The sequence below is a fragment of the Bacillus sp. MT94 genome, assembly GCF_058792475.1.
On sequence record NZ_JBXAEZ010000003.1, the window covers coordinates 91,048 to 109,868 of the forward strand.

At 34.2% G+C, this 18,821-nt stretch carries 22 protein-coding genes, 1 pseudogene and 1 riboswitch; of the genes and pseudogenes, 5 read left to right on the forward strand and 18 right to left on the reverse strand.

All coding sequences use genetic code 11. The features are described 5' to 3' along the window. Positions 1-88: 88 nt before the first annotated feature. From AC1Q51_RS12190 to ykzS, 5 genes and pseudogenes are all read right to left on the reverse strand, one after another. Positions 89-667, reverse strand: a pseudogene (locus AC1Q51_RS12190) (ribonucleotide-diphosphate reductase subunit beta); the annotation flags it as partial. 154 nt (positions 668-821) lie between these two features. Further along, positions 822-2,906, reverse strand: a complete 2,085-nt coding sequence (gene nrdE, locus AC1Q51_RS12195) for a class 1b ribonucleoside-diphosphate reductase subunit alpha (RefSeq protein WP_492331531.1) — start codon at positions 2,904-2,906, stop codon at positions 822-824. Next, positions 2,893-3,252, reverse strand: coding sequence for a class Ib ribonucleoside-diphosphate reductase assembly flavoprotein NrdI (nrdI, locus tag AC1Q51_RS12200; protein WP_000959447.1), 360 nt, complete (start codon positions 3,250-3,252; stop codon positions 2,893-2,895). Before nrdI ends, nrdE begins: the two co-directional genes overlap by 14 nt. Positions 3,253-3,729: 477 nt before the next feature. Continuing rightward, positions 3,730-4,047 carry a hypothetical protein gene (locus tag AC1Q51_RS12205; protein WP_000502199.1) on the reverse strand — a complete coding sequence of 106 codons (318 nt, stop codon included), beginning with the start codon at positions 4,045-4,047 and terminating at the stop codon, positions 3,730-3,732. An 82-nt stretch (positions 4,048-4,129) separates the two neighbouring features. Further along, positions 4,130-4,324, reverse strand: coding sequence for a protein YkzS (ykzS, locus tag AC1Q51_RS12210; protein WP_000356686.1), 195 nt, complete (start codon positions 4,322-4,324; stop codon positions 4,130-4,132). 334 nt (positions 4,325-4,658) lie between these two features. Between ykzS and AC1Q51_RS12215 the strand changes: the two genes are divergently transcribed. Then, positions 4,659-5,237 (forward strand): GNAT family N-acetyltransferase, encoded by a 579-nt coding sequence (locus tag AC1Q51_RS12215; protein ID WP_000619547.1) that lies wholly within the window; start codon positions 4,659-4,661, stop codon positions 5,235-5,237. Positions 5,238-5,272: 35 nt separating this feature from the next. Here the strand turns inward: AC1Q51_RS12215 and AC1Q51_RS12220 are convergent, their stop codons facing one another. After that, complete coding sequence (locus AC1Q51_RS12220) at positions 5,273-5,875, reverse strand: histidine phosphatase family protein (protein WP_075720137.1); 603 nt, start codon at positions 5,873-5,875, stop codon at positions 5,273-5,275. Positions 5,876-5,963: 88 nt separating this feature from the next. After that, positions 5,964-6,119 carry a hypothetical protein gene (locus AC1Q51_RS12225; RefSeq protein WP_000461432.1) on the reverse strand — a complete coding sequence of 52 codons (156 nt, stop codon included), beginning with the start codon at positions 6,117-6,119 and terminating at the stop codon, positions 5,964-5,966. 261 nt (positions 6,120-6,380) lie between these two features. Here AC1Q51_RS12225 and AC1Q51_RS12230 point away from each other — a divergent pair, with 261 nt between their 5' ends. Beyond that, positions 6,381-6,566: a YkvS family protein gene (locus AC1Q51_RS12230; protein WP_001165082.1), complete on the forward strand. Its 186-nt coding sequence runs from the start codon at positions 6,381-6,383 to the stop codon at positions 6,564-6,566. Between the two features lie 48 nt (positions 6,567-6,614). On the opposite strand, the gene queF is transcribed toward AC1Q51_RS12230, so the two are convergent. Genes queF through queC form a run of 4 tightly spaced genes read right to left on the reverse strand, consistent with a single transcriptional unit; the run spans position 6,615 to position 8,993 of the window. Next, complete coding sequence (queF, locus tag AC1Q51_RS12235; protein ID WP_001986050.1) at positions 6,615-7,112, reverse strand: preQ(1) synthase; 498 nt, start codon at positions 7,110-7,112, stop codon at positions 6,615-6,617. Positions 7,113-7,130: 18 nt separating this feature from the next. Next, entirely contained in the window at positions 7,131-7,847 is a 717-nt protein-coding gene (queE, locus tag AC1Q51_RS12240) for a 7-carboxy-7-deazaguanine synthase QueE (RefSeq protein WP_000036299.1), read from the reverse strand. Further along, positions 7,840-8,331: a 6-carboxytetrahydropterin synthase QueD gene (gene queD / locus AC1Q51_RS12245; protein WP_000368414.1), complete on the reverse strand. Its 492-nt coding sequence runs from the start codon at positions 8,329-8,331 to the stop codon at positions 7,840-7,842. Before queD ends, queE begins: the two co-directional genes overlap by 8 nt. Further along, positions 8,331-8,993 carry a 7-cyano-7-deazaguanine synthase QueC gene (gene queC / locus AC1Q51_RS12250; RefSeq protein WP_000711595.1) on the reverse strand — a complete coding sequence of 221 codons (663 nt, stop codon included), beginning with the start codon at positions 8,991-8,993 and terminating at the stop codon, positions 8,331-8,333. Before queC ends, queD begins: the two co-directional genes overlap by 1 nt. Positions 8,994-9,086: 93 nt before the next feature. Continuing rightward, a riboswitch (PreQ1 riboswitch) is annotated at positions 9,087-9,130 on the reverse strand. 206 nt (positions 9,131-9,336) lie between these two features. Here queC and kinB point away from each other — a divergent pair. Beyond that, positions 9,337-10,545 (forward strand): sporulation sensor histidine kinase KinB, encoded by a 1,209-nt coding sequence (kinB, locus tag AC1Q51_RS12255; RefSeq protein ID WP_000964151.1) that lies wholly within the window; start codon positions 9,337-9,339, stop codon positions 10,543-10,545. An 11-nt stretch (positions 10,546-10,556) separates the two neighbouring features. Here the strand turns inward: kinB and AC1Q51_RS12260 are convergent, their stop codons facing one another. The 4 genes from AC1Q51_RS12260 to AC1Q51_RS12275 all read right to left on the reverse strand — a co-directional run bounded on the left by AC1Q51_RS12260 (position 10,557) and on the right by AC1Q51_RS12275 (position 13,749). Then, positions 10,557-10,673 (reverse strand): DUF6254 family protein, encoded by a 117-nt coding sequence (locus tag AC1Q51_RS12260; RefSeq protein ID WP_000038355.1) that lies wholly within the window; start codon positions 10,671-10,673, stop codon positions 10,557-10,559. Positions 10,674-10,775: 102 nt separating this feature from the next. Further along, entirely contained in the window at positions 10,776-11,309 is a 534-nt protein-coding gene (locus AC1Q51_RS12265; protein WP_000941977.1) for a DinB family protein, read from the reverse strand. Positions 11,310-11,448: 139 nt separating this feature from the next. Continuing rightward, positions 11,449-13,143: a M3 family oligoendopeptidase gene (locus tag AC1Q51_RS12270; protein ID WP_063546912.1), complete on the reverse strand. Its 1,695-nt coding sequence runs from the start codon at positions 13,141-13,143 to the stop codon at positions 11,449-11,451. A 159-nt stretch (positions 13,144-13,302) separates the two neighbouring features. Further along, the gene (locus AC1Q51_RS12275) at positions 13,303-13,749 is read right to left on the reverse strand and encodes a MarR family winged helix-turn-helix transcriptional regulator (RefSeq protein ID WP_090975890.1); all 447 of its coding nucleotides are present in this window, start codon (positions 13,747-13,749) and stop codon (positions 13,303-13,305) included. 195 nt (positions 13,750-13,944) lie between these two features. Between AC1Q51_RS12275 and AC1Q51_RS12280 the strand changes: the two genes are divergently transcribed. Then, the gene (locus AC1Q51_RS12280) at positions 13,945-15,441 is read left to right on the forward strand and encodes a DUF3149 domain-containing protein (RefSeq protein ID WP_492331532.1); all 1,497 of its coding nucleotides are present in this window, start codon (positions 13,945-13,947) and stop codon (positions 15,439-15,441) included. 29 nt (positions 15,442-15,470) lie between these two features. Here the strand turns inward: AC1Q51_RS12280 and AC1Q51_RS12285 are convergent, their stop codons facing one another. Then, positions 15,471-15,752: an aspartyl-phosphate phosphatase Spo0E family protein gene (locus AC1Q51_RS12285; protein WP_000495527.1), complete on the reverse strand. Its 282-nt coding sequence runs from the start codon at positions 15,750-15,752 to the stop codon at positions 15,471-15,473. A gap of 480 nt (positions 15,753-16,232) precedes the next feature. On the opposite strand from AC1Q51_RS12285, the gene AC1Q51_RS12290 reads away from it, so the two are divergent. Continuing rightward, positions 16,233-17,003 carry a divergent polysaccharide deacetylase family protein gene (locus tag AC1Q51_RS12290; protein ID WP_492331533.1) on the forward strand — a complete coding sequence of 257 codons (771 nt, stop codon included), beginning with the start codon at positions 16,233-16,235 and terminating at the stop codon, positions 17,001-17,003. Positions 17,004-17,163: 160 nt separating this feature from the next. On the opposite strand, the gene cbpA is transcribed toward AC1Q51_RS12290, so the two are convergent. Both cbpA and AC1Q51_RS12300 read right to left on the reverse strand, forming a co-directional pair. Then, a complete protein-coding gene (gene cbpA / locus AC1Q51_RS12295; protein ID WP_001264204.1) occupies positions 17,164-17,787 on the reverse strand; it encodes a cyclic di-AMP binding protein CbpA in 624 nt (207 codons plus the stop codon). A gap of 126 nt (positions 17,788-17,913) precedes the next feature. Beyond that, positions 17,914-18,543, reverse strand: coding sequence for a class II aldolase/adducin family protein (locus AC1Q51_RS12300; protein WP_053564937.1), 630 nt, complete (start codon positions 18,541-18,543; stop codon positions 17,914-17,916). Positions 18,544-18,821 lie beyond the last annotated feature (278 nt).

Here is an 18,821-nt window from a genome sequence, read left to right on the forward strand (position 1 = left end):
TAATAATACAGATAAATTTACAATAGGGGGTCCCAGCAATTAAAAGGGTTTTTCAATTGGTATCTCTACCAAAAGCCGCCATAAGTTAACGGATAATAAGGTTAATAATTTCACCACTTGCCGTCAGTTTACCTTGACCAGCTAAGTAAAGTGGATAGAAGAATCCACTATAGAATAAGTAACTTTCTAAGAACACACTTGCTACCATTGCCATGTATAACTCTTTTTTCGTTACTTCAGGCTTTAATAAACGACGATAGTAACTAGTAATAATACCAGCTTTTTTCTCAAGTAACGGATGATTGTCTACCCAGTCAAAAATATCATCAATTTCTTCTTCTGTAGCTAATGTTGTGAAAATGTGACTATAACTTTTCGCATGTACTTCTTCCATAGCTCCCATGAAAGCTAATACACTTTTCGCTTGTAAATTTTCAAGATGAACAAGTACAAGTGGCATTCCTTCGCCACCTTGTTTCGTATCTAAAAGTGTTAAACCACCTAATACACGCTTATAAGCAATTTGCTCTTCTTTCGATAATTGCACCCAAGTATTTTTGTCAGACGAAACCGCGATTTCTTCTTCTGTCCAAAACTGAGCGATGTTTTGCTTCCAAAACATTAAACTGAAATCATCTTCCTTTTTATTCCAGTTAACAGCGCGCATTGAATCACCCCTATATCTATTATTGTTCTACTGAACGGTTAAATTTCCATCTAACAATGAAAAGCTAACCGTTTAGTAGAACAAACCAAGTATGAGCAGGGTTCATAACCCTGCTCATACTATTGGGTTATTCATTTAGTATGGCAATATGCCATTAAACGGTACACGCCACACACTCTTCCACGCTTAATTTACGTGTTCTCGTATAATACAGACTCTTTAAGCCTTTTTTATGTGCATAGATGTAGTAACGTGCTAATTCACGTGTTGAAATATCACTATTAACGTAAAGAATTGTACTAATTCCTTGGTCAATATGTTCTTGAATTTCTGCGATTAAATCAATTAATTTAAACTGATTCATATCGTAAGAAGATTTATAGTACCAGAACGTATCTTTTGATAAATACGGCATTGGATAATATGTTGTCGCGTTCGCATATGTTCTTGATTCGATTTGACTTACGATCGGCATTACGCTTGAAGTTGCATTTTGAACGTAACTGATTGATTGTGTTGGAGCAATGGCAAGACGATATGAGTTGTATAAACCATTCTTTTGCACTTGCTCTTTTAAACTTGTCCAATCTTCTTTTGTTGGAATATGAATTCCTTCAAATAGTTGCTGAACTTTTTCAGTTACTGGGCTGTAATCTGTCGTTTCATACTTTTCAAAGTATGTGCCATTCGCATAATCAGATTTATCGAAGTCTTTAAATGTCTCGCCTTTTTCTGTAGCGATTTCCATACTTTTCTCAATAGAGTAGTAATTTAACATCATAAAGAATGTACGAGCGAATTCTTTCGCTTCTGCACTTTCATAAGCGATTTTATTTTTTGCTAAATACCCGTGTAAATTCATTGCTCCAAGTCCAACTGAATGAAGCTCGTCATTTGCTTTTTTCACGGTTGGTGCATTCGGAATGATCGTCATATCAGAAACAGCTGTTAAAGCTTCCATTCCTGCATGAACCGCTTCACGAATTTCTTTATTTTCCATTACGTTTACGATATTTAACGATCCTAAGTTACAGTTAATATCACGACGGATAATGTCATCTGTACCGTAATCATTTATTTCTGAAGTTTCTTGAAGCTGGAAGATTTCTGTACATAAGTTCGACATCTTCACAGTTCCAATATCCTTCAATGGATGTTGATTATTTGCATTTGATTTAAACATTAAGTATGGGTAACCAGACTCAAGCTGAATCATAGCGATTTTAATAAGCATATCACGTGCACTAATATCTAGTGGCTTCTTCTTCACTTTCGGATTGCTCATTAATTCATCGTACATTTCATCAATATCAATATCATCTAAATGCTTGCCATATTCTTTATAAACCGTATAAGGTGCGAAAACATGGAAAGGCTCATTTTTCTCAGCAAGCTCAAAGAACTTACTTGGAACGATAATTCCGATTGATAGAGACTGAATACGGCTCTTCTCATCGGCATTTATTTTTTTTGTATCAAGGAATTCAATAATATCCCAATGGAAAATGTTTAAATATACTGCACCGGCACCTTTTCGTTGGCCAAGTTGATTCGCATATGAAAACGAATCTTCAAGCAATTTCATAACAGGTACTACACCACTTGCAGCATTGTCGATACCTTTAATTTGCTCACCACGTGCGCGTAGCTTAGATAAGTTTAAAGCTACTCCCCCGCCGATTTTCGATAATTGCATCGCAGTATTAATGTTAAAGCCGATCGAATTTAAGCTATCGTCCATCTCTAACAAGAAACAAGACACCATTTCTCCTCTTCTGCTTCTTCCCGCATTTAAAAAGGTTGGTGTCGCTGGTTGGTAGTTTTGTTTTACAATCATGCTTGCGAAATGTCTTGCCTTCGAAACATCACCGCGTCCTAAGTATAATGAAACAATTGCTACACGATCTTCATAGCTTTCTAAGTATTGTTTTTGATCATTCGTTTTTAACGCATAATCTTTGTAGAACTTAGATGCTGCCATATAAGATTGGAACTCGAAGTTTTCACCATAAGCGATGTTATATACTTCCTCTACTTCCTCCAAGCTATACTCGTCCAGAACGTTGTAATAGTAATCATGTTCTTTCATATACTCCATTCGCTCTGCCACGCTATTAAAAGGAACGGTATTCTCTCTAGCTTCTTCCATAAAGACTTCTAATGCCTCTTTATCTTTATGAAGCTGATAAAAACCGTCCTGCATTTGCGTGATTTCATTATTCAGTTCAATGTGTCGCAATCTCCCGCACCCTTTCCTTAAAATATTCTACATCGTTATTTGTTCCAGATAACTCAAATTTTGATACAATAGGCACTTCATATTTAGTAGAAATCTTGTCAGCACTTGCACCGAACATGTCTCCCCAGTTACGATTGCCGCTTGCAGATACGCCTTTTAATTTTTCATTATTGCGCTCTAAAAAGTCTAAAACACGTTCTGGTACATTGCCAAAACCTGTTGTATACGTAATAAGAATAAAGTCTTCATCTATTACTAGATCTTCATCAATTTGAACGGCCGGCATATTTAATTTGTGAATGAAACGCTTCACGTTTCCTGTCATAGAATCATATGCAACTAACATTTCCGACCCTCCCTCTCAAATCTATATTCTCTATATGTTGTTCTTGATTTCTCTATATATTGTATTACGTTTCAAAATAAGACACAAGATATATGTATAAATTCTTTCTTTTTTTAACTTTTACTTTTCGACATGATAGCCGTTTTTTTTCAATACAATGACTATGAAACAACATTCTAAAACTCATGTCAATAAAGTGCTTTTCAAAAAAGTTGTCAACGAATTTAACCTTATTTTTAAAAAAGTTAACAATATATTTTGTCATAAAACGGTAGATGCTGAAGAAATATATTTCTCTAGCATCACGCAAAAAAGAACAGATATGAAACGATAATCTGCTCTAAAAAACGATTACATTTATCAAATTTACCTTATTAAATATATTATACATATACTTTCGTCTCTCGTTACATACTAAAAGATAACTATTATAGAAAAAGATTATTATTATGGAACTTCAATTTATTTATGAAAAGTTTATTCAGAGTGCTCAATACGCAAAATATCTTTTACAAATATGTGATGTGGATTTTCATCTTTATCAAGCATTGTACATACAGGAGCCTCTTCATCAAAGTATACAATCATTCCTTCTACATACTGATATGTATGTTGAACTTGTACAGTTACTTTAATTTCTATCGCTTCTTCATATGCTCTTTTTATTTTCTGAAGCATTTTTGCTGAACATTTTCGTTTCTCTGGATACATAACCATTCCCATAAATCTATTGCCGGCTCTATCTTTCCACATATAATCCCAATGTGGTAAAATGCCTTGTTTAAAATCGCCCATAATTCCCCTCTCCTTTATCTTTTATTTATCCCGCATTAAACGTCCAGTTGGTGAAGGATGCCCTGCTGATCAAAATTCCCCTTTATGAACGTGGCGTTTCTGAATATGTATAAATCACTTGCCCGCCTCGCTGTGCGTTACCAATGAAATGCTTAAAGTCTTCTCTATTTACAACAACTTCTCTGAACGTATAAAATACATCTTTCGTAACAACATACTCCGTTATTTCACCATTTTTCAGCTGATCTAAAATTGTATTTGCTAATTCTTTATCCATGTATTTCACCTCTCTGCAATATTTTATTCTATCGTATATTCTATAGGTCAACAACTGTAAAATTATCCCGCTATTTGCGGGTAGTCCGATTGGTGTTGACTACTAATCAGTCGTGGAATGAACAAAAAATCTTACTGATTAACATTTCACTTTATCTTGTTGTTATGCCATGATTTTATTTTCGTTATTTCGCAAACAATATCGTTTTACTATATGTCCACTAAATATCATATACTAACATAGCTACTTCTCTATATCAAACATTTCGGCATTCAATTATGCAAAGTTCCATACCACTATGCTACAATATACAAATAGAACTAGGAGGGATACTATGATTCGGAAAGCAAAAAAGACAGATGCAATGGCAATAGCTCCTTTATTGTATAATGCTCTGCATGAAATTGCTGAAAAAATCACAGGTAGCACAGTTGAAGCAGAAGTATTACTAGGACTTGAGACATGGTTCTCAAAAGAAAATAACCGTCTGAGCTACGAAAACTGTTTTATTTATGAACAAGACGAGAGTGCAGTTGGAATTATTGTCGCTTATCACGGTAGTGAAGCAACACAGCTTGACGCACCAATTGTACATCACTTAAGAGAATTACATAAAGATGAATCAATTACGTTAGAAAAAGAAGCTGAGCTTGATGAGTATTACATTGATACATTATCAGTTTCAAGTGCACACGGTGGAAAAGGTATTGGTTCTAAATTAATTGAAGCTGCCGAAATCTATGCAACTGAAAAAGGGCATGAAAAAATCGCTTTACTTGTTAATTTAGAAAACACACGCGCCTATTCACTATACGAAAAGTTAGGTTATAAAAAAGATGAAATTGTTATGCTAGTAGGCGAACCTTATGCTCATCTCGTAAAACCATTAAACGTCAAAATTTCTATATCTTAAAAAGAAAGCACACGATTTATATAAATCGTGTGCTTTTATGTTAAATTCGTATTTAATATATTTCCATCCATCGCCTCGTGAAACGTATATGTTGTACATCCCCATGGCTTTCTATGCAAAATAGGAGAACCAGACCATCCCATTGCCCTCAGCTCCGTTCCAATCATCGAATTAAAATAATTATGACCTACAAGAGCAATACTTCCATGTACGAGAGCATAACGATGTAACAGGTAAGCCGCTTGCTTTGCCCTCTCTCTTACTTCCTTATAAGACTCAACATCTTTATGGTAGCCAAGTATCCATAATGTGCGCCCAATGAACATCCATACCTTAATTGTGCATTTCAACCACTTCGGAGCAAAAAAGTATGAAGGAACTTCAGCTTCTCTAAAAAGAGAGTTTTGCATAAAAGATAAAGAATCCGTTAATTCAGCTGCTGATTGTACAGCACGCCTTTGATCACTTGTTAAGACAAATTTCGCTGCTTCAATTGCCTCTATTGTTTCTATCGGCATTTTAGCTTTTTGTATCATTGACTCGGAATCATACTGTTTCATCCATTCGTGAAATGAATTAATTGTCATCGGTTCTCTTATACGACCTAAACAACCATGACGAATAAAAGAAATCTTCATTCTTTTCACTCTCCATTCATCACTTACGAACTCTATTATGCACTAGTTCTAAACATCATACCACGCAAGAAAAGAAAGTCATATACCTTTACATCTCCCCACCACTATCATGCGTTATCGAAGCATGGATACCATCCATCCCATCAAAATATGTACTCGTATCATATTGACGAATCTTTTTTAAATGCATATAAGAAAATAAAAATAAAATTAAAGCTATAACACTCCCCACAAATTCAAACATCATTTTACCGCCTCTAATTTCTCCCACTTCAGCAGGTTATTCTACTTTTTCATTATACCTCGATATAAAGATTCCCGCATTTTTGCTATTTTTTTCAAATAACATGGATTTTCTACATATTTTCTTACAAAAAGTGAATATTTTTCGAATTTTTACTTTGGAAACATTTACAAAGTAGGAAATATGGTTCAAAATAGGAGGAAATAAAAAAAACCCAAATTTATTCTTTTTTTGGGAAAACTGTAACAAGGAGAGTTGCTTATGCAGATCGCAGAAACTGGAGATATCATCGAATTTAAAGGTGGAATGCAAGGCCGTGTTCAAAAAGTAAATCAAAACTCTGTTATTGTTGATATAACAATTATGAAGAATTTTAGAGAACTAGATATGGAACCTCTTACAGTTGTAAGTCATAAAAACTATACTGTCATTAATCAAAATGCATAATATAATAGAAAGAAAGGGCCTGTATAGTATACAGGCCCTTTCTTTCTATTAACGATTATCAATTGTTTCCGGATATAGATCGTGGTTCATCATGCGGTAGTCAGCCATTTGTTCATACTTCGTCCCTGGGCGACCGTAGTTGCAGTATGGATCAATTGAAATGCCACCACGTGGTGTGAATTTCCCCCATACCTCAATATAACGTGGATCCATTAATTTAATTAAATCGTTCATAATAACGTTCATGCAATCTTCGTGGAAATCACCATGATTGCGGAAACTAAATAAATACAACTTTAAAGATTTACTCTCTACCATTTTTTGCTCTGGAATATAGCTAATATAAATTGTTGCAAAATCTGGTTGTCCTGTTTTCGGACATAAACTTGTAAATTCAGGACAATTGAATTTTACAAAATAATCACGGTTTGGATGATTATTATCAAATACCTCTAATATTTCTGGGCTATATTCAAATAAATATTTTGTATTTTGATTTCCTAATAATGTTACATCTTTTAAATCTTCATCTAATCTTCCAGTCATTTTAAACATCCCTTCTCGTTATACGCCGCGTTTATTTCCCCATACTAACGCATGAAGCTGAGGCAATACTTTTGCATCATTCATCTCTTTACAATTTACAGCTTTATCAATCAGCCACTCATACTTATCTAATAATTTTTTAATAAGCATCGCATCATCCACTGTTTTTGTATCATCGTTTCCTACTTGCAGGAAAAATGGTACACCTGGATAACGTTCGTGCATCTTAACTGCATATTCAAAATCATGATCATCGAATACTACTACTTTTAAACTAATATCTTTTCCTGCTAGTTTCTGAATAATAGCATCTAACTTCTGAAAATCTGTTTTCATCGTCGAACTTGGTGGTTTTGGAGAAATTGTTACCTCATCAATTTGAAGTAACCAATCTTGCCATTTACTCCCTTGCGTTTCAATTGCCGTTCGCATTCCATTTTCTTTTAATATTGAAAGAAGAAACTCAATATTTTTCAGTAATGCCGGATTTCCGCCTGAAATCGTAACATGAGAAAAATTTTCTCCTCCAATTGCAACAAGCTCATCCCAAATATCTTCTGGTGTCATCTGTCTAATTTGATCTTTAGCTGATCCATCCCACGTAAAAGCAGAATCACACCAAGCACAGCTATAATCACAACCAGCTGTACGGATAAACATTGTCTTTTGCCCTACAACCATTCCTTCACCTTGAATAGTCGGACCGAATATTTCTAAGACAGGGATTTTACTCATCAAGCATCCACTCCCGTCTTACTTCCGCATAACTAGTCGGCGTCTCAAAGAGACGAACAAATTCAACGCGAGCTCCTTTATATTCGTTCACTCGATTCTCTTTTGTTAGTGCTTCTGCCATCTTTTCATAAATCCAAACGACCATATTTTCAGCAGTCGTATTCATTGCAGGTAACGTTTCGTTTAAATAACGATGATCTAAATAAATTTCGATTTCATTCTTCCAAATTTCTTTTATATCTCCAAAGTCAATTGCAAGACCTATTTCATTTACATATCCACTAATTCCAAATACAACTTTATATGTGTGACCATGTAAGTTTTTACATTTCCCTTCATAACAGTGTAAATGGTGTGCTGCATCAAATGTAAATTCCTTGCTGACCATTACTCTTTTATTATGGTATTTGAGTTGTTTACGCTGAATATCCTTGTCCATTTTTTGCAAATTCTCTACGATGCGAAATCCAAAAAAGTTATCCATTAGTTGTTCGCTCCTTCGCGTTCTTGTAGGTACGTATCTAATCCTGCTTTACGAAGTTGACATGCTGGACATTCACCGCAACCATCACCAATGATTCCGTTATAACATGTTAATGTTTTTTCCCGAACAAACTCAAATGCTCCAAGTTCATCTGATAATTTCCATGTTTCAGCTTTATCAATCCACATAAGTGGCGTGTGAATGACAAACGGGTAATCCATAGATAAATTTAAAGTAACGTTTAACGATTTCACAAACACGTCACGGCAGTCTGGATAACCACTGAAATCAGTTTCACATACACCGGTTACAATATGACGTGCTCCAACTTGTTTTGCCAATACAGCAGCAAATGATAGGAAGAGTAAATTTCGTCCATCTACAAATGTCGACGGCAATTCACCTTCTTCATGTGTAATCTCCATATCCGTTCTCGTTAACGCATTTGGAGCAAGTTGATTTAATAGACTCATATCTAGTACCGTATGCTTTATTCCTAGCTCTTTTGCAATTTCCGCTGCACAATCAATTTCTAGCTTATGACGTTGATTGTAATTAAATGTTACAGCTTCTACCTCCGCAAACTGCTCTATTGCCCAAAATAAACATGTCGTACTATCTTGTCCTCCACTAAAAACAACAACTGCTTTTTCTTTTTTCATTTCACTCATTCTCCTTCTCTACTATAAATAAGAAGAAAGAACGTTCTTGAACTGTCACAATAAAAAAACAAAACAATACCTAAGGATATTGTTGTTTCCATAGTTTTTTATAGAGGGAGTTCGCGAACCTCTCCCGCGCGGTGCACGGAATTTCTTCTTTCATTGACACAGCTTATTGTAACATATTGTATACTAGCGTAAAAATTTCTGATTTTTCCGCTATTTATCATTTCATTTCTTTCATTTTATAGTATGATTAATTTAATATATGAAGAGAGGAGGCATCCCACTGAAATCCTTTATTATTTATCTCTTTTTAAATATATTATTCATCCTGATTACAATGCTCGTATATCATTTATTTTGGAATCAAAAAGGGAAACGCTCTCCTAAATTAAATTCAGCTATATTCATTGTACTCTGTTGCCTCGCTACCGTACTCTGTATTACATTTGCAGCAAAAACAAATAATGGTTTTCAATTTGATATGCGCCATATTGTATTAATTGTCGGTACATTAACGGGAGGGCCTATTGCTGGTGGTTCTATCTTAGTTGTATTAAACATATATCGCTTATTATTAGGTGGGATCGGTGTTTTCCCATCTCTTATCGGTTCTGTTCTTCTATTTATTGTTCTACTATTAACATATAAATTTTTCAATCGAACTTCTAATCGTATAAAAATAACACTTGCTATTATCTACAGTCTCACATACGGATTTAGTTGGATACCCTTCTTCCTTTCAAAGGTTACAAATAAGACTGATTATATACCGCATATTATTGTGTATGAGTTATGTTCAATGCTTGGTACGATTCTAATTTTATATTTACTACACATATTACAAACTCAAGTTCGTCTCCAAAACGAACTTATAAATGCTGAAAAATTTCATTTAATTGGTGAAATGGCAGCGTCTATCTCTCATGAAATTCGCAATCCATTAACTTCAACAAAAGGGTTTTTACAACTGTTACAATCAGATACATGCACTGAGCAGGAACGAAAATTATATATCGACATTGCCATTAACGGCATTGAACAAGCAAATCATGTTCTTACAGATTATTTAACCTTTGCTAAACCAAGCATTGAAAAAGAACAAACATTACAGTTAGAAGAAGAATTACTACATGCATTGTCGTTAATTACACCGCTTGCTAATTTAACAAATGTACGTACTCATTATATAAAGCAAAGCACTTCTTTTTTTATCGCTGGAGAAAAGCAAAAACTAAATCAATGTTTATTAAATATTTTAAAAAATTGCATTGAGGCTATGCCAAAAGGCGGTGATCTTTATTTCACATTAGTTCCTGATCATAAGCATATTCAGTTATATATAAAAGATACAGGAGTCGGTATGGATTCAGAACAAGTAAAACGTCTTGGCTCGCCTTTCTATTCAACGAAAGAAAAAGGCACTGGACTTGGAATGATGGTCGTATTCAGTGTTGTTCAAGCTATGAATGGAAAAATTGATATTATAAGTGAAAAAGGAATCGGTACAACCTTTTTATTAACTTTTCCACTCATACAAAAAACGTGATGAAATAATCATCACGTTTTTTCTGTTCCTTCAACTAATTCAGCAAAAGCTTTCACTTTTCCGTGCGGTTGTTGATTTTCTTTACGCGCTTTCCAGGCGCGCTCTTCTTCTCGCTTCTTCTTAGACATATTTTTTCAACTCCTTCTTTTCTTTCTCCATGTAGTATTCCAAAATAAGAAAGAAAACTATGCACGTATCAAAAAAAGAAGTGGTTTCCCACTTCTTCCACTTTAGCGCTGCAAAATTGCATGTTTCGCCTCTTTTAATTGCGTAAGATGTCTTTGTTCATGCAAATCAAGAAATTGAACCCATTGATACAAATTCAGATCATTAAAAACAGGATGCTTTAATCCATTTTCAAATAGATCTTTTTCATCTATAACACTATGAAGCGCATGTAATAGTTCTTGTCGTGAATGTTCTAGTAATTGAATTCCTTGCTGTTTTTTCATTAAAGTTTCTGTTGGTTGCATTTGCTGAGGAGCTTCTCGTTTATGTGTGCGATCAAGCGTAAGTTGGAGGTCTTTAAATGGAGTCATGTTTCTTTCATTTTTTTGTAAAGCATATACAAGGGCAGACGTGACAGATTGTTCAACTAAATGCAAGTGGTGTAAAATTTGAATAATACTCCATTTATCACGGCGTGGCTTTACATTCACTTCTGTATCATTTAACATTTCAATTTCTGATAATAGCGTGCTTCGAGTAGACTGTAATGAGCTTACTAAACTTTCTAAACTCACATCCATATTAGATTGAAGCATACTTCTTTCCCCCCTTTTTGTTGGTGAAAAGAGGTGCTCCTTATTAGAAACACCTCTTTAGTATTCTGAATTTTCTTTTATTATCTCATCATTTTCCCATTATGTCGATGTTAAACATGTGAAAAAAAGCGCATGTTTTTTACAATTTTGTGTCGTCAATCGCATGTAACCATGCTTCAATTTCTGTAATAACACTTTTCACACAGCCTTCAGCAAATGGTGATGTTAAATTTGCAACTTCTACTAATTCTAAGAACGATTTACTTCCACCTTGTTGGCACAGATTCACATAATCTTCCCATGCCTCTTGTCTATTATCTCTTGCACGTTTCCAAAATTGTAGCGCACAAATTTGAGCAAGCGTGTAATCAATATAATAGAAAGGTGAGCTATAAATATGCCCTTGACGTTGCCAAAAACCACCGCGCTCTAAATAATCATTATCCTCATAATCACGATGCGGTAAATATTTCTTCTCTATGTTACGCCACGCTGTCTTACGCTCTTCAGGTGATGCTTCAGGATTTTCATATACATAATGTTGATATTCATCAACAGATACACCATAAGGTAAAAACAGAAGTGCTGAACTTAAGTGAGAGAAGTAATATTTATCTGCATCTTCTTCAAAGAATAGCTTCATCCATGGCCATGTAAAGAATTCCATACTCATAGAGTGGATTTCACATGCCTCATATGTTGGCCAATTATATTCTGGAATTTCAAATTTACGACTTTCATATACTTGGAAAGCATGACCTGCTTCATGTGTTAATACATCAATGTCACCAGATGTTCCATTGAAGTTTGAGAAAATAAACGGCGCTTTATAATTCTCAATATATGTACAATATCCGCCACCAGCTTTTCCTTTTTTCGCAACTAAATCTAATAAATCGTTATCTAGCATGAAATTGAAAAATTCATCTGTTTCAGCCGATAACTCTTTATACATCGTCTTTCCATGATCAACAATCCAATCCGCATCTCCTTTTGGAGTTGGGTTACCTGTAGCAAACTCAAAGTTTTCGTCGTAATAAGCTAACTTCTCTACACCGATACGTGCTTGTTGTCGCTTTCTTAATTCCGTTGTAACGGGAACGATATAATCCAGCACTTGCTGACGGTAATTAGCCACCATCTCCGCATTATAATCTGTACGGTACATTCTTGCATATCCAAGTTCAACAAAGGTTTTGAAACCTAAAGATTTTGCGATTTTCGTTCTCACTTTAACAAGCTCATCATAAATACGATCTAGTTCTTCCTCATTTCCAGCTAAAAATCCGTAGTATGCTTCACTTGCTGCTTTACGTTCGCTTCTTTCTTTTCCTTGCATAAACGGAATCAATTGCGATAACGTTCTTTCTTCTCCAGCAAAGTCAATTTTTGCAGATGCTAATAACTGTGTATATTGCGACGATAATTTATTTTCTAATTGTAAATCTTTCACGACTTCATCTGAATATGTTTTTAAATCACATTCTGCTAGAGCAAATAATTGTTTTCCATAATACGCCTCTAATTCTTCACGAAATGGAGAATTAATAAGTGCCTTATAATATTTTGTACCATATCCTTGTACAACTGGAGAGAATTCATCAAAGAAATCCTGCTCCTCCTTATAAAAAGTATCCGTCGTATCAACAGAATGGCGAATGTAACAAAGGTTTCCCATTGTACCAAAATCGTTGCGAATTTCATTAATTGAATGAATGACTTGTTTTTGTTCTTCTACAGTTTTTGCGTTATCAAACTTCTCTAAAGCAACAGTAAATTTCTCTTTTAACTCTTCAATATTTGGGCGTTTATATTCATAGTCTTTAAATGACATGAACGAGCCTCCTCTCCATTACATACCTTTATTATAATTCAATACGTATTCTCGAATTCCCTCTTAATTTTCAACAAAATTCGGCAGTGACTACTCTGAGTTCATTGCAAATAAAAAAGCCCTGGATTTATTTATCCAAAGCTCCTTTGGAACATATTATTATTTTTCATACTTCCCAATTTTTTTTAATAGATCAAGTAATTCATCTTTTTCATCTTTCGTTAACATTTCAAAAGACTGATGTATAACTTTCTCATGCCCCGGAAAAATAGAAGCAATAAAGCTCTCGCCAGACTCAGTTAATTGCGCGTAAATAACACGTCTGTCATTCGGACATGGGATTCTCTTTACTAATCCCTTTTTCTCCAGCTTATCTACAACATATGTAATGCTGCCACTGGCTATTAAAATGCGCTCACCAATTTGCTGGAGTGGTTGACCGCCTTTATGATATAGCAGTTCTAATACAGCAAATTCAGTTGGATTTAATCCGTTACTTTGTATAGATTTATTTGTAGTATCCATAACAGAACGATGTACACGAGATAATGCAATAAATACTTTTAAAGATTGAGAAATATCTTCTCGTTCATTATTTGATGTCATACAACTTTCAACCCTTCACTTAAATTCTCACCAATAAAAAGAAAATGCCACTTCATACTTCATGTGAATTCCGAATGAGCATTCACTCATCCATTTCCTCTCCCCTAATATATTAAGAATCATTCTTGAATAAAAACATGACAATTTTAACATAGTTTATATATAATGATAATAAAAAAAGAAGGAGTACCACATTTGAAAGTCAAATTCCAAAGCATAATTATATATATATTGCTTGTTATCCTACCGACAATAGGGATTGGTGCTACATTTTATTCGTATCATACATATAAAATGAAACAGGAAAACAAATTATCCGCTCATACAGTTCTCTTTTTATATAGAGATTATTTAGATCATCATCTTGGTGAAGCAATTTCTGCTTTAGACATGCTTGCAAAAGTTGTAGGCACCGAGACTGGTAATATAAACGGCATTAAACAAATTGTACATGATACAGATGGGAACGATGCACGCTTTTCTGGTTTATATTACGCTACACCAGAAGGGGTCATTACAATCGCATCTGAAGATGAATCAAAGCCTATAGATGTTTCAGACCGTAAATATATTCAAGACGTGCTACAAACTAAAAAAACCACTGTATCATCAGTCATTACTGATCGCGTTCTTGGACATAAAGCTATTATGATTGCTACCCCCATATTCAATAAACAGAAAGAGCTCTCAGGATTATTATTAGCTAGTTTACGCTTTGATTACATTTCATCTTCTTTAAATGCCATTAAACCACAATACCATTTTGAGGTAACTGATAAACATGATGTAGTGTTTCTAACCGATGATAATAACGACACAAGTGATACGCATTCTAATATGCTTACTACCCCACTCCAAAGATTAAATTGGAAGGTCTCTGTTTCTCCATTACCTATTCATCAGAAAACCTTATACCAGTGGGTTGCAATAGAGTGTATCGCTACTTTATTTTTAATGTCTATTTTATTTTTACTTGCTCAATATATGTTGTTAAAACGTCAAACAAAACTTGAAAGACAACAAAACGAACTACAGAAAATTGAATTAGTTGGAACTTTTGCAGCAAGTACAGCACACGAAATCCGTAATCCTCTTACTGGAATTAAAGGACTCGTCGCTCTATTAAAAGAGAAATATAAAGATGAACAAGATCAGTTCTACTTTTCCGTAATTGAACAAGAAATAGAGCGAATCAATGAAATTGTAAGTGAATTTCTTATTCTCGGAAAGCCAACCGCCATCATCGAACAAACATATGATGTAAGAACAATTCTAAATGAGGTAGCATTAATTATTCAATCTGAGGCGAATTTACATAACATTGTATTCCATTTACATTTGCCAGACCATCCTGTTCATATCCGTTGTTCGAAAGACCATATGAAACAAGTGGTTTTAAACATTACAAAAAATGCAATTGAGGCTATGACTTCTAATGATACACTAACCATTGTAGTAAAAAACAATCAAACACATGCACAATTGCAGATTATAGATACTGGGAAAGGGATTCCACAACATATTCAAAAACACCTCTTTCATCCGTTCTTTACTAATAAAGATACTGGAACAGGTCTTGGACTTGTCATATGTAAACGAATTGTAGAGATGTATAATGGGCATATTTTTATTGACAGTACAGAAAACGAAGGAACGACAGTTCATATCGAAATTCCGTTACACATAGTATAATTATCCTTATCCTATAAGGGTAATTATACTTATTTCATAAAACCAGCGACAAGCATTCGCCAAAAATTATTTGATTTTCCTTCATACCCGATTTGGAAAATAGGTATTTTTATAATTGAAAACCATTTCGGTGTTTGTTTTTCTTTATAACACTGATATTGTAAAATAAGCTTGTCCAATTCTTGACTAACTTGAATTGTCTCCTTACTATTTAGCCCACTTGTTAATCCTAGTTGAATCATTTCTTCACGTTTCATATGAATATCACGTGAAAGCTTTTCTAATGTGTACTTCCTTTTTACAGTAAACATCCATATCCCCCTTATTATACTTCCATGCTCTCAAGTTCACTTCTCCATTGACTTTTTTAACTACTTAATCATATGCAAATTTGAAGAATCAGAAAATTTAACATTTTCTCCCTGTAATTTACAAATCTTTACCCTCACTTTGAGAATTATTACAAATTATTCTATCTTTGTAAATACATTCGCAATAATAGACATTTTTTTCATCTTCTTTTTTTACAAATTCTACGTAAACCGGGGATTCTTAATTTTCCACCTACTTTTCTTCGACATTTTTTGTTTAATTTATATAAAAAAGCAAAACATAATGATGATTGATAAAGTGAAACTTTCATCAGTGTTTTTTGTTCAGCCCCACTGATTATTAGCATTCACCAATCGAGCGTTTATTGACAGTGAATCTCCCACCTATCCAGCCCAATGTTGAGGTGGGAGTCTTACTACCCACAAATAGCGGGATAACAAGAGAAAGGAAATATTTATATGCGAAAATATACGATTGCATTATTCATCATTATTTTGTTTTTACCGTCCTTCTTATTTCCTATGCAAGCAACTGCTCATACGAATAAAGTTGCTATTGTCATTGATGATTTCGGCAATAATATGAAGGGGACTAATCAAATGTTGTCACTTCCAATTCCACTAACTGTTGCTGTTATGCCTTTTCTTCCTTCCACAAAAGAAGATGCAATAGCTGCCCATAAAAAAGGTCATGAAGTTATTATACATATGCCAATGGAACCTATTAAAGGTAAAAAAGAATGGCTTGGACCAAAAGCCATTACAACCGATTTAAGCGATGAAGAAATAAACAACCGACTTGAACAAGCAATTCAAGAAGTTCCGCATGCAATTGGAATGAACAATCATATGGGGTCAAAAGTAACAGCAGATGAAAGAATTGTTCGCCTTATACTTGCTGCTTGTAAAAAACACGGTTTATTTTACTTAGATAGTAAAACGAATCCTAATAGTGTCGTCCCAAAAATAGGAAAAGAATTAGGAGTTCCTATTATTGAAAACCAACTATTTTTTGATGATGTGTATACAGCAGGACATATTTCAAAACAAGCCCAATTACTCATCAAAAAAATTCAAGAAAAGCCTATTATGGTAGCTATCGGGCATGTGGGCCCCCCAGGTGAAATTACATCACGCGTTATTGAAACTTCTATCCCTAAAATTCGTGAGCATGCAGACTTTATTTTTTTATCTGATCTAGCATTATCCCCGCCTCCTGTTTCAAAATAAAGTTCATTACTCACATATAACCAGCCCTCACCAATCGGGCTTTTACGGGAAGCCCCCCATTGCTTTCACTGAATTTTGAGGTGGGGATCTTACCGCCCACAAATAACGGGACAAAAAAGTACCTATCTGTATATAACAGATAGGTACTTTTCTTTTTAACTTAAATATAATCTACATGACTCACTCTGAATCCTTTTTTCTCTATTTTTCCGATTAATTGCTTTAATCTTGTTTCATCTAACTCATCTGATATATTTACAATAACCCGACGGATATATTGATCACCGTTATCGAGTGTAAACAAACCACCGATATTATATGCTTTTAACAATGTCCCAAGCTCTTTAATCGTCCCCTTACAATCTTGTGTTGCAATTGTTAATATATAACCACCTGTTCGCATACCAAATGAATCTTCAATAACATCAAATATATTCGAATGCGTTAACATACCGACAAATTCATTATAATCATTTAGCACGGCTAAAAACGGAAGCCGACGAATTACATAAAAGGCTCTGAAGAAGGAATCCTTTTCAAAAATAAATGCATCGGAATTGTCAAGCATATCTCCTGCACTTACATGATCTAATCCGCTATTGCATTTTTTTTCTAATAAATCTACTTTATAAATAATCCCCGTGAATTTCTTCTCATCTTCTGCTAATACCGGGATGGCTCGAAATCCCGTTTCGTTCATCATTTGCAGTGCCTCTTCACCAGAATCATTTATTTTGCAAAATGTTACTTGCTGCTTTGGCAGAAAATGATATTTAACTCGCAAAATATGTTCCTCCTTACATGTCAACATGTAATCTATATATAATAAGGAGACCTATATTTTATGAGTGAAATTATTTTTAAAACGCTTTCATTTATTTATTAACTTGTATCCATATCACATACATTTTTATATAACAGAGCTCCTTGCGCCCTTAATCATTAATAACTTTACATGATAGTTCATTAAATATTCTATACCCTCTAGCCATTTTTTCGATTCTTCTGGCGTTTTCCCCCACACAATCATGCCATAATTATGAACAAGAACTACTCCTCCACCTTCAATGAAATTCGGAACATTACTTTCTAATAAATCAGCGAATTTTTTTTCATCTTCTACAATTGGAATTGTCATTTCTGTTATACCTTCTTTTCCGAAAACACGCTCCACACTGCGTTTATCGAACGTTACTTCTCCTTCTTCTCCATATAACTCTGATATTAAATGACTATCTACAGTCTGCACTTGTAAAATACATCCTGCACTACTTTTTTTATAAATATCTGCATGCATAAATGACTCTGCAGCTGGTTTTTCTTCATTTTCAAATACTGACTCGCACATGCAATTTACGACAATAAAATCTTCTTCCGAAAATAGCCCTTTATCTCTTCCCTCAACATTTACTAAGAATGTTAACGGCTCTTTTGACGTACATAGCGATAAACTAATTTTGGTACCATAAAACCAATCACGAAGTGCTAATTCAGATTTCACATCTTTTAATTCATTCCATTTCTTCAGAAAAAATAACATTTCGTCACCCCCGGCATAATATTCATATAAGGTTCGAATCCTTTCTATGTAAAAGGAATATTTTTTGATTATTCTAAAAATTTAATTGAATTATCACATGAGAACGCTTTTTTGTCAATATAGTTTCGTGGTTCTTCTTTAAAATAGGCTATTCATATGTCTATACTCCTATCTATTTCATTTTGCACATAAAAAAATACGCTATTCTTTAATTAAAGAATAGCGTATTTTCCTCATTTTTTATCCCGCTATTTACCGGGACAGTAAGACCCCCACTG